Annotated in this window: 9 protein-coding genes; 6 read left to right on the top strand and 3 right to left on the bottom strand. The window is 26.3% G+C overall.

What is annotated here, in order from left to right:
• Window positions 1-475 precede the first annotated feature (475 nt).
• Genes icmH through tssJ form a run of 3 tightly spaced genes read right to left on the bottom strand, consistent with a single transcriptional unit; the run spans window position 476 to window position 3,099 of the window.
• Window positions 476-1,249 carry a type IVB secretion system protein IcmH/DotU gene (gene icmH / locus AJ930_RS09065; RefSeq protein WP_002881837.1) on the bottom strand — a complete coding sequence of 258 codons (774 nt, stop codon included), beginning with the start codon at window positions 1,247-1,249 and terminating at the stop codon, window positions 476-478.
• Complete coding sequence (gene tssK / locus AJ930_RS09060; RefSeq protein ID WP_002779660.1) at window positions 1,246-2,643, bottom strand: type VI secretion system baseplate subunit TssK; 1,398 nt, start codon at window positions 2,641-2,643, stop codon at window positions 1,246-1,248. The genes icmH and tssK overlap by 4 nt, the downstream gene beginning before the upstream one ends.
• Window positions 2,644-2,652: 9 nt before the next feature.
• Complete coding sequence (gene tssJ, locus AJ930_RS09055) at window positions 2,653-3,099, bottom strand: type VI secretion system lipoprotein TssJ (protein ID WP_002779659.1); 447 nt, start codon at window positions 3,097-3,099, stop codon at window positions 2,653-2,655.
• 125 nt (window positions 3,100-3,224) lie between these two features.
• Between tssJ and AJ930_RS09050 the strand changes: the two genes are divergently transcribed.
• The 6 genes from AJ930_RS09050 to tssG all read left to right on the top strand — a co-directional run bounded on the left by AJ930_RS09050 (window position 3,225) and on the right by tssG (window position 9,494).
• Complete coding sequence (locus AJ930_RS09050; RefSeq protein ID WP_044779648.1) at window positions 3,225-4,472, top strand: type VI secretion system domain-containing protein; 1,248 nt, start codon at window positions 3,225-3,227, stop codon at window positions 4,470-4,472.
• Between the two features lie 68 nt (window positions 4,473-4,540).
• Window positions 4,541-5,026 (top strand): type VI secretion system contractile sheath small subunit, encoded by a 486-nt coding sequence (tssB, locus tag AJ930_RS09045; protein ID WP_002881833.1) that lies wholly within the window; start codon window positions 4,541-4,543, stop codon window positions 5,024-5,026.
• Window position 5,027: 1 nt separating this feature from the next.
• A complete protein-coding gene (tssC, locus tag AJ930_RS09040) occupies window positions 5,028-6,482 on the top strand; it encodes a type VI secretion system contractile sheath large subunit (protein WP_002881832.1) in 1,455 nt (484 codons plus the stop codon).
• Between the two features lie 2 nt (window positions 6,483-6,484).
• A complete protein-coding gene (gene tssE, locus AJ930_RS09035) occupies window positions 6,485-6,877 on the top strand; it encodes a type VI secretion system baseplate subunit TssE (RefSeq protein ID WP_002881831.1) in 393 nt (130 codons plus the stop codon).
• A complete protein-coding gene (gene tssF / locus AJ930_RS09030; protein ID WP_044779647.1) occupies window positions 6,874-8,595 on the top strand; it encodes a type VI secretion system baseplate subunit TssF in 1,722 nt (573 codons plus the stop codon). The genes tssE and tssF overlap by 4 nt, the downstream gene beginning before the upstream one ends.
• Window positions 8,592-9,494 carry a type VI secretion system baseplate subunit TssG gene (gene tssG / locus AJ930_RS09025; RefSeq protein ID WP_002881829.1) on the top strand — a complete coding sequence of 301 codons (903 nt, stop codon included), beginning with the start codon at window positions 8,592-8,594 and terminating at the stop codon, window positions 9,492-9,494. The genes tssF and tssG overlap by 4 nt, the downstream gene beginning before the upstream one ends.
• The last annotated feature ends 226 nt before the right edge of the window (window positions 9,495-9,720 follow it).

The raw sequence follows: 9,720 nt of genomic DNA, 5'->3' as shown, positions 1-9,720 counted from the left end.
CAAAATACCCTAGAATCTTATTATACTTTAGGAAGTTCATTTAACTTACACATATTCCTAAATTGCCAATAACTAGGCTCTAAATAATAAGAATAAGGAGTATAATAAAAGATAATTAAGCCTATACTTCCAAGAAAGACTAAAAACTTTGAAACGCTTTTTGTAGATTTAAAGATGATTTTATAAATAAATTTTAATATAAGATAAGAAAGAATAGTAGAAATTATAATAAGAAGTAATATATATGTCATGGGTTATCTCCTTAGATTCTCTATTTTATTAAAATTAAGATGTAATTTTGTGGTTTAGTGTTAGCAGTATAACTTTTTCTTTATCATTAAAATAATAGAGCTTGTTTTTTCATATATTTTTATCCTTTTATAGGTTTTGCATTTGATTTTTATTCTAGCTGTAAAATAATTTTTATTTAATTTTACTCATAACAAATAAATTGATATTTAAAAATTTAGTATATTTATTCTATATGTGTTAAATTTTTTATCAATACGGATATATTATTATCCACTTTAAGATTATTGGTTTCTAAATTGAAAATTGCATAGCTTAATACTCCTAATATAATCAATGCTGGCACAACGATAATAAGTTTTTTAAAATACAATCTTATAAATTTTTGCCAAATATTTTCTTTCAAACCAGTTTTATATGCTTTATTAAAAGCTAACTCTTCTTCTATCTTATAAACCGGTTTTAAAGATGTGGCAATATTATTGCAAAAATGAATTATTTTTTCATCTCTATCCTTAGTCTCATTATATTTTCCTTTATAACCAAGAATCAAACAAGCATAGATAAATTCCAAAAAATCTTTAAACTTAAAAGGGTTATTAATCCAAGATGATGCAATATCATAAAAATTATTTCCACCTAAAGTTTCATCAAATAACCTTACAGTTAGAGTATTGTGAGCCCAAAAATTAATAAAAAGTTCATTTTTCATTAAGCTTTCATCTATAAAGACACAAAGACAATATTTGAATTTAATAATTTCTTTTTCATCATATTCTTTACATATACTTAATTTAGCGGTTATATCTAAAATTTTATTAATCAATGTTTCTCTAAGTTGATTAATACTACTTGTATCCATAGAGCTTATTTTTGAAAGTCTATAAGAAAGCAAAAGCAACTCCAAAGAATAATCAATAATTTTATTGTTTTTTAAACCATCAAAATCTGAATCAAGAAGTAAGCTTAATGCCTTTTTTTCTTCATTTATTTCTTTCATTGAAATACCGCCCACATTATAATATCAGGGTTTTTTATATTGTTGGTCAAGTACATACTAATGATACTTTCATTTTTAAAATCTTTAAACAGTTGATCTCTTTTATCTAATTTATAATAAACATAACCATTTAAATAAGGAATGCTAGATGGAACATTAGGTACTTGATCTACATTTAAGCCCTCAAGCTGAGTTGCGACTATATTTTTAATTTTACTTTGAGTATGTATCTTGCTTTGAATTTTAAAATTATTAAGTAGATATTCTGTAGTAACATCTGCACGAATTGCGAAATAAATTTCACTTTCTTCTAAAATTCCCGAATTATCAAAAATAAAATCATAAAAACCGTTGCCGTTAATACTAGTCTTAGCTATAAAATATTTAGGGCTTGTGATTTTAGAAAATAACAATCTTAGATTATTCATCATATTTAAAAAAGTATTATAAAGATTATCGTGTTTATAAGGAATAAAATCTAAAAAAGATTCTTCGTTGCTAAAAGCTGCAAGCTCTCCTTGAAATTCTAAAAATTTTTCGTATAAAAATTCAGGATGTATTTTATCTTTTTTTGATAGATGTGAAAATATTAAATACCATTTTTTTAAAAGATTAAGGGATAAAAAAGTGCTAAAATCCAATGTATTTTTTGTTTGATCGATTCCTTTAAAAACATTAGATAGAACTTTTTTATGTTGATTGATTGAAAAAATAATTTCTTCCAAAAAGGATCTTATGGTAGATATTTTGCTGATATTTAAGCAAGTGGGTATAAAATCACTTTCTAATTCAATTTTTTTATTGATATCAATATTTTTAATTTTTGCAATTGGTAATTCAAGTTCATCAGGAGTTGAATTACCTAAAATGCCAAGTTTTAATCTTAAACTAGCAAGAAGTAAATCTTTTTTCTCTTGTGTAAAAGTCAGATTTTCAAGTTCGTACTCATCTTCAATTTTGTCCATTACATTAGATTTTGAATCATCATAATTTCTTAAAGCAATACTATTTCTAAGACATATAAACTTTGAATTTGGAAAAGTATTTCTTAAAGATAAATCAGCAATATCAGTAACTCCGATAGGAATTTTTAATACCACAACTGAATCAATTAAAGATTCATAATTGATTTCAATAGGCTCAGGCAACAAATCTTGCTCAGGTGCATTAAAAATGCTTCCATCTTGTGCGATACCTGAAATTTTAGAAAGTGCAATTTTTCCTTGCAATAACATCTCTTGAGAAAATTCCAAGTCTATTATTCCATATAAATTACTATATATATTTATAGTTTTAAGATCTATATTTCTATTAAAAAATCTTTCTTGCTGCTCAAAATGGGTTTGTCCAATATTAAGTCCATCAAACCAAGCAACTTTTAATTTATTTGCCATATATTATTCCTATTTAATTCTTTTGATACCTTCTTTGGATATTTCAAATTTTAAATACTTATTCTTCCCAAACCCATTTGCATCTTCGGTCTTTGCCCATATTTTTGTTGTTTTTTTTGTATTATTTGCAAATAATACAAGAATGCCTACATAAGGAACCTCTTCTTCATCTACTTTAACCGCGATAATATTGTCTTTAGGTGCAATTTGCGTTTTAATAGAATCAAGTTTATCCTTGCCTAGTACCCCCTCTTCTCTAGTAGCCAAATCTATATCACTTGCTTCTTCAAATTTTTTAATATCCTTAAGTTGATATACAATAGCCGTAACAGGAACATCATCATGTCTATTATTAAGATTGGAATTCTCTACATTATTTATCTTAACACTAACAACACTTGAGCAAGCGCAAAAGAATAGTGGCAATAAAAAAAATAAACTTTTTTTACAAAACATGAAACTAAAGTATCCTTTCTATCTTAGAATATATAATTTATGATTAATTGAGTAAATTTTTTAAAAAATTAACATAATATTTTTTAAAATTTAATTATAATGAGGCAAATTTTTGGAGGAATTAAATGTATTTTTGTGATCAATTGAAAAATAATTTAGATGAACTACAAGAATTTCAGTTACTTGAAGATGAGATGTCAAAATATAAGACTTTAAACCATGAAAATATTTCTTGGGATAAAGTTTATCAATATTCTCAGTTTATATTATTAAATCATTCTTTAGATTTTAAAATTTGCAACTATTTTCTTTTATCGTGTTTTAATTTAAACAATGAAGAATGCTTTGAAAAGCTTTTGCTTCTTTTTCAACATTTAAAAAAACTTATAGATGAAAATAATGCTTATATATTAGCTCAAAAGCGAAAAATTCAAATTTTTATTCAAAATTTTATTCAAGAATACAATAAAACAAAAGTGCTTATATCATCTGAGATTGTTAATCAATTTATTACTTTATTTTCCGAATTTGAAAATTTGCTATCTTGCAATTTTGCAAAAATTGAAATTGCTCAAGTTGCACCACAACTTCCAAAATCTCCTGTAGCTCAAGTATCTGTAAACATTAGAAGCGATAATATTAACTCTTTAAACGAGAGAGAATATAAAAATTTTTATCAAAAACTTGCATTTGAGCTTTTGGAAGAGGATGAAAATAATCTCAATATCTACGCTTTATTCACCCAAGCAATGTGGGGGAAAATCAGGTGTTTGCCTGAATGTAATAATGAAAAAATTACTAAAATAAGAAAACCTGATGCAGATATAATTCGTATATTGCTTTCTGATAAAGAAAATGATATAGAACATATTAAATGTTTTATGCATGAACTTATTTTAAATCCTTTTTGGATAGAGGGTGTACAACTCTTTTGTGATTTTTTAGAAAAAAAGAAAAAAAATAAACAATTAGACATTCTTATAATATTAACAAGTGATTTTATTTCTAAATTTGATACTATTGAACTTCTCCGTTTTCAAAATGGTGATTTTATCTGCAAAGAAGAAGTTTATAAATATTTTGTTAAATCCAAAGAAAATAAAAAAAGTTTTTTTTCAAGTAAAAAAACTGACAAAGAACATACATTACAAGATTTTGAGCAAATGCTGATGAATATTGATAAAGAAAATTTTAATAATTCTATTATGAATAATATTAATTCCTTGCTAGATATGGTAAAAATTTTTGAATCAAAAGGAATGAAAAAGAACTCTAAAATTTTAAATATATACTTAGTAGAGTTAATGGAAAAAACTCTACTAAAAGATTATCTAGCCGAAGAATATGAAAACGCAAAAAATAAAATTAAATGATGCAAGATTAAATTTAGCAAATTTTAATATAATAATTAAGCTAAAATTTTTATTTTTAAGGATTTAAAATGTCAGATGGATCTCATGCTCCAAAGGAACGAATTAATATTACATATAAAGCTAAAACTAATGGACAAAATGAGGATGTGGAGCTGCCGTTAAAATTAATGGTAATGGCAAATTTAAAAGGAAAAAACGAAACCCCCTTAGAGGAAAGAGAAATTTTGCAAATTAACAAGATCAATTTTGATCAAGTTATGAGAAAACTCAATATAACAACGAGTTTTAGCGTAAAAAATACTCTTGGAACAGGAGCTGAAGAGCTTGATGTTAAGCTCAATATTGCTAGCATGAAGGATTTTTCTCCAGATAGCTTAGCTAAACAAATACCTGAGTTAAACAAATTATTGCAACTAAGAGAAGCTTTAATGGCTTTAAAAGGTCCTATGGGTAATATTCCTGATTTTAGAAAAGCTGTTTTAGAAGCGTTAAAAAATGAAAAAACTAAAGAAAAGTTACTTTTAGAAATTAAACAAGAAGAGCAAGGAAATTAAAATGGCAAATACCAAAGTAATTGATACGCCAATTATTGAACAAATTATGGAGAAAAGCAAATACTCTAAAACTGATGAAAGTTATAGTATTGCCAAAAGAGGTGTTGCTGAATTTATTTCAGAAATTGTAAAAAGTGATAATGCCGAAGAAAAAATCAATAAATTTGCACTTGATGAAATGATAGCCCATATTGACCATTTACTCTCAAAACAAATGGATGAAGTTTTACATAATGAAGAATTTCAAAAACTTGAATCTACTTGGCGTGGACTTAGATTTCTAGTTGAAAGAACTGATTTTAATGAAAATATAAAAATCGACCTATTTGATATAAGAAAAGAAGAAGCTTTAGAGGATTTTGAAAACAATCCAGATATAACACAAAGCGTTGTTTATAAAAATATATATTCTTCAGAATATGGACAATTTGGAGGAGAGCCTGTAGGAGCAATCATTGGAGATTATCAACTTGGATCAGCAAGTCCTGATATGACTTTTTTAAATAAAATGGCTAGTATTGCGGCTATGAGTCATTCTCCCTTTTTAACATCTTTTGGACCAAAATTTTTTGGGCTTGATGATTATTCTGAACTTGCAAATATTCAAGATTTGCAAGGTTTGCTAGAAGGTCCTCAATATACAAGGTGGAGAACTTTTAGAGAAAATGAAGACTCTAAATATACAGGCTTACTAGTGACAAGATTTTTAGCAAGAAGCCCTTATGATCCTGAAGAAAACCCTATTAAAAGCTTTAACTATAAAGAAAATGTTCATGCTTCGCATAATCATTTATTGTGGGCTAATTCTTCGTATACTTTTTGTACAAGATTGACAGAAAGCTTTGCTAAGTATAGATGGTGTGGAAATATTATAGGACCAAAAAGTGGAGGGACTGTTAAGGATCTGCCTACTTATCTTTATGAAAATTTTGGAACTATACAATCAAAAATACCTACAGAAGTTTTGATTACAGATAGGAGAGAGTATGAACTTGCAGAAGCAGGTTTTATAACTTTAACATTAAGAAGAGATAGTAATAATGCAGCATTTTTTTCAGCAAATTCTCCGTTAAAACCAAAATTATTTCAAAATACCCCAGAAGGTAAAGAAGCTGAAACAAATTACAGATTAGGAACTCAACTTCCATATATCTTTTTAATTTCAAGATTGGCGCACTATTTAAAGGTTTTACAACGAGAAGAAATAGGGAGCTGGAAAGAAAGAAGCGATATTGAAAATGGACTTAATGAATGGATTAGACAATATATTTCCGATCAAGAAAATCCACCTTCTGAAGTGAGAAGTCGTCGTCCATTTAGAGCAGCACAAGTGAAAGTTAGTGATATACCAGGAGAGCCAGGATGGTATAAAATAGGGCTAAGTGTCCGACCTCATTTTAAATATATGGGCGGTAATTTTGAACTTTCTTTAGTAGGAAAATTAGATAAAGAATAATAATGTCCTTGCTAGATAAACTGATCCATAATTTAGATGAGCAAAACATTCATATTCCATTCTATCAAAATGATTTTGAGGATGTAAAGAATAATATAAAAGTTTTGCTCAACTCTAAGATTAATGACTGTTATACCGCGAAAGATTTAGGGATGCCAAATATGACTGACATTAATCTTAGTTCTAGCGAATTATGCATATCAATGGCTAAGGAAATAAGAAAGTTAATTGATAGTTATGAAAAAAGAATACGAGTTGTTTCTATTACTTATGATAATAATTTAAGTCCTTGGCAACTTTCTTTTATTGTAAAATGTTTTTTTCAAGAGGATCGTTTTAAGGAATTTAGTATAGAAATTATTTTTAAAAATAATAGATATTGTGAGGTTAAATGAAAGATAATATCTTTTATTATCAAAAAGAGCTTGAATATCTATATGAAACTAGGGAACATTTTGTAAAAAATTATCCAAAACTAGCTCCATTTTTAGCTTACAATAGCAAAGATCCCGATGTAGAAAGAATTATTGAAAATTTAGCCATCCTAAGTTCTAAAATTCACCAAGAACTTGATGAAAATATCCCGCATATTGCAGAATCTTTAATCAATATAGTTTCTCCAAACTATACAAATCCCATACCCTCATTATGTATGCAAGAATTTAAACTTGAACAAAATAGCAAAGAAAATAAACTTACTATTCCAAAAGGAACCGTTGTTAAATCAAAACCTATAGATAAATGCATTTGTGAATTTAAAACTGTTTATGATGTCTATCTTTACCCTATTTCGATAAATGAGGTTTTTGCATCAAGTAAAAACCAAGACTATACTTTTAATTTAAAATTACAAATAGATAAAGCAGAAACAAAAATAAGTGATTTGGGCTTAGAAAAAATTAATTTATATTTAGGTAACGATACTTACATGTCTACTACTTTATTATTATATATACATTCTTATTTGAAAGAATTAAAAATTCAATGTTTGGAAACTGATGAAGAATTTTTTCTTAATACTTACGATATTGAAAAAATAGGATTAAATCCAGATGAAAGTAGTTTATCTTATAATGATTTAGGCTTTGAAGCTTTTTCTTTGTTAAGGGAATATTTTTTTATGCCCCATAAATTTAATTTTCTAAGAATTAATAACTTAGATATTTTAAATAATTGCCAAGGAAGAACAATTAATATTGAATTTAAATTCTCTAAACCATTTCCTGCAAATTGCATATTTAGAAAAGAATTGTTTTCTTTAAGTATGACGCCTATTATCAATATCTTTGCAAAAAGCGCAGAACCTCTTATAAATAATCATAAAAAAGATAGTTATCGAATTTTTGTTGATAGAAGCCAACCTAAAGCTTATGAGATTATACAAACATTGCAAGTTAAAGCACACAATAGCGAAGGGGGTAAAAGATTATTAAAAAACTATAAGAGTTTTGAACGTTTTGAATTTTTAAAAGATAATCAAAAAGACTTTTATAGCATAAATACTAAAAAGAATTCTAAAGGAGAAGTATTTAGCGAAATTTCCTTTTTCTCCTCTTATTTAATGGATGAAACTATAAGCATTGATCTTTTATGCTCCAATGGAGATCTGCCTTCAAGATTAAAAATAGGAGATATTAATAATTGTAATTTAAAAGGTGTTGATACTAAAAATATCGAAATTCCAAGTGAAGCGAGAAGATGCAGCGTTGATGGCAATTTATTGTGGAAACTTGTTTCTGTATTATCTTTTTCTTATCAAACCATATTAAGTAGAAAAGCTTTTTTTGGTGTATTAGAAAGCTATAGTTTTTTAGATAATCAGTTAAATTGGAAATCTTATGAACTTTTAAAAGAATCTATAGTTGATATTCAAAGCAAAAGCACTTATCTAATTGATGAAAATATTACAAAAAAAGGAACAGTGGCTATTTTTAGTATTAAGGATTCTAAGTTTTATACTTTAGGTGAAGTCTATTTACTAGGATTAGTTATATCCAAATTTTTAGCATCTTTTGCTAGCATTAATTCCTTTTGTGAATTAAAGATAAAATGTCTTGATTCAAAAGAAATTCTGCATTATCCTGCTTCTTTTGGAAAAAAAGCTTTAATATGAATGATCCAACTTCATATAGTTTTTTTAAACTTATAAGAAAGCTAGAAAAAAATTATGGGAAAAAAAATATATTTTTAAGAACCAATAAAAGTTTAAAGCATCCAAATAAAGATTTAGAAAAAATTATTTTTTCAGATCAATCATTTATAGAATTATTTGTAAATTTTATGGGCTTACATGGAGTTTCCTCACAACTTCCTTCATTTATGTTAGATAAATTATCCAGAAATGAAGATGGAGAACAAGGTTGGACTTTATTTTTTGATTTTTTTAATCACTATTTACTTTGGATATTTTTCGATGTTATTGGCTTAAAAAATTATCCAAGATCTTTTAATGATAATTTTAAAGACTCTATTTCTCAAATTTTATTTAATATATTAGGAATTAAAGAATACGATATTGCAAAAAAATATTTACCATTTGCACCTTTATTATTGAGCTTAAGACGTCCAAAAACATATATAGAAAGAGTTTTGCAAGTTAATTTTAAACTAAAAGACAAATTATCAATCATTGAAAATTTGCCTCACCAAATTTTAATCTCTGATACTCAAAGAAATAAACTGGGCGTAAAAAATCATGCCTTGGGGAGTAATTTCATACTAGGTGATAAATTTACCTCTTATCAAAATAAAATAGCAATTTATATAAAAGATATTTCATATCAAGAAGCGATTAAATTTATGCCCAATGGAACTAAACATGATGATTTAAAAAATAGCATAATGTTTTTAACAAATAATGAATTTTGTGTTGATTTATATCTTAAAATCAACTATTCTTCAGAAATGAAGTTTGTGTTAGGAGAAGAAAATACCGCCAAACTTGGCTGGGCAAAAATCTTAGGAAACACGCAAAAAAAATTCACCATAGTATATATGAAACTTTATGAATAAATATTCATAATCATAAAACACACTCAAATTTACCCCAACTATGCTACAATATTTACAAACAAATATAAATAAAAATTTAATCACACTTATAAGCTTTGTATTTGATAAATCTTATTACCACATTAAGGAGAAAAAATGGCCTCAAATTCCTTTATGAGTCTTAATATATCAAATTCTACTTCAAATCCCCTACCCTTTAAAATCACTAAAGCCATTATCAAAGAAA

The organism is Campylobacter sp. BCW_6871 (genome assembly GCF_001762325.1).
Taxonomy (GTDB): domain Bacteria; phylum Campylobacterota; class Campylobacteria; order Campylobacterales; family Campylobacteraceae; genus Campylobacter_D; species Campylobacter_D jejuni.
Note: the sequence above shows the minus strand (reverse complement) of the source record. Positions and strands in the feature narration are given on the sequence as shown.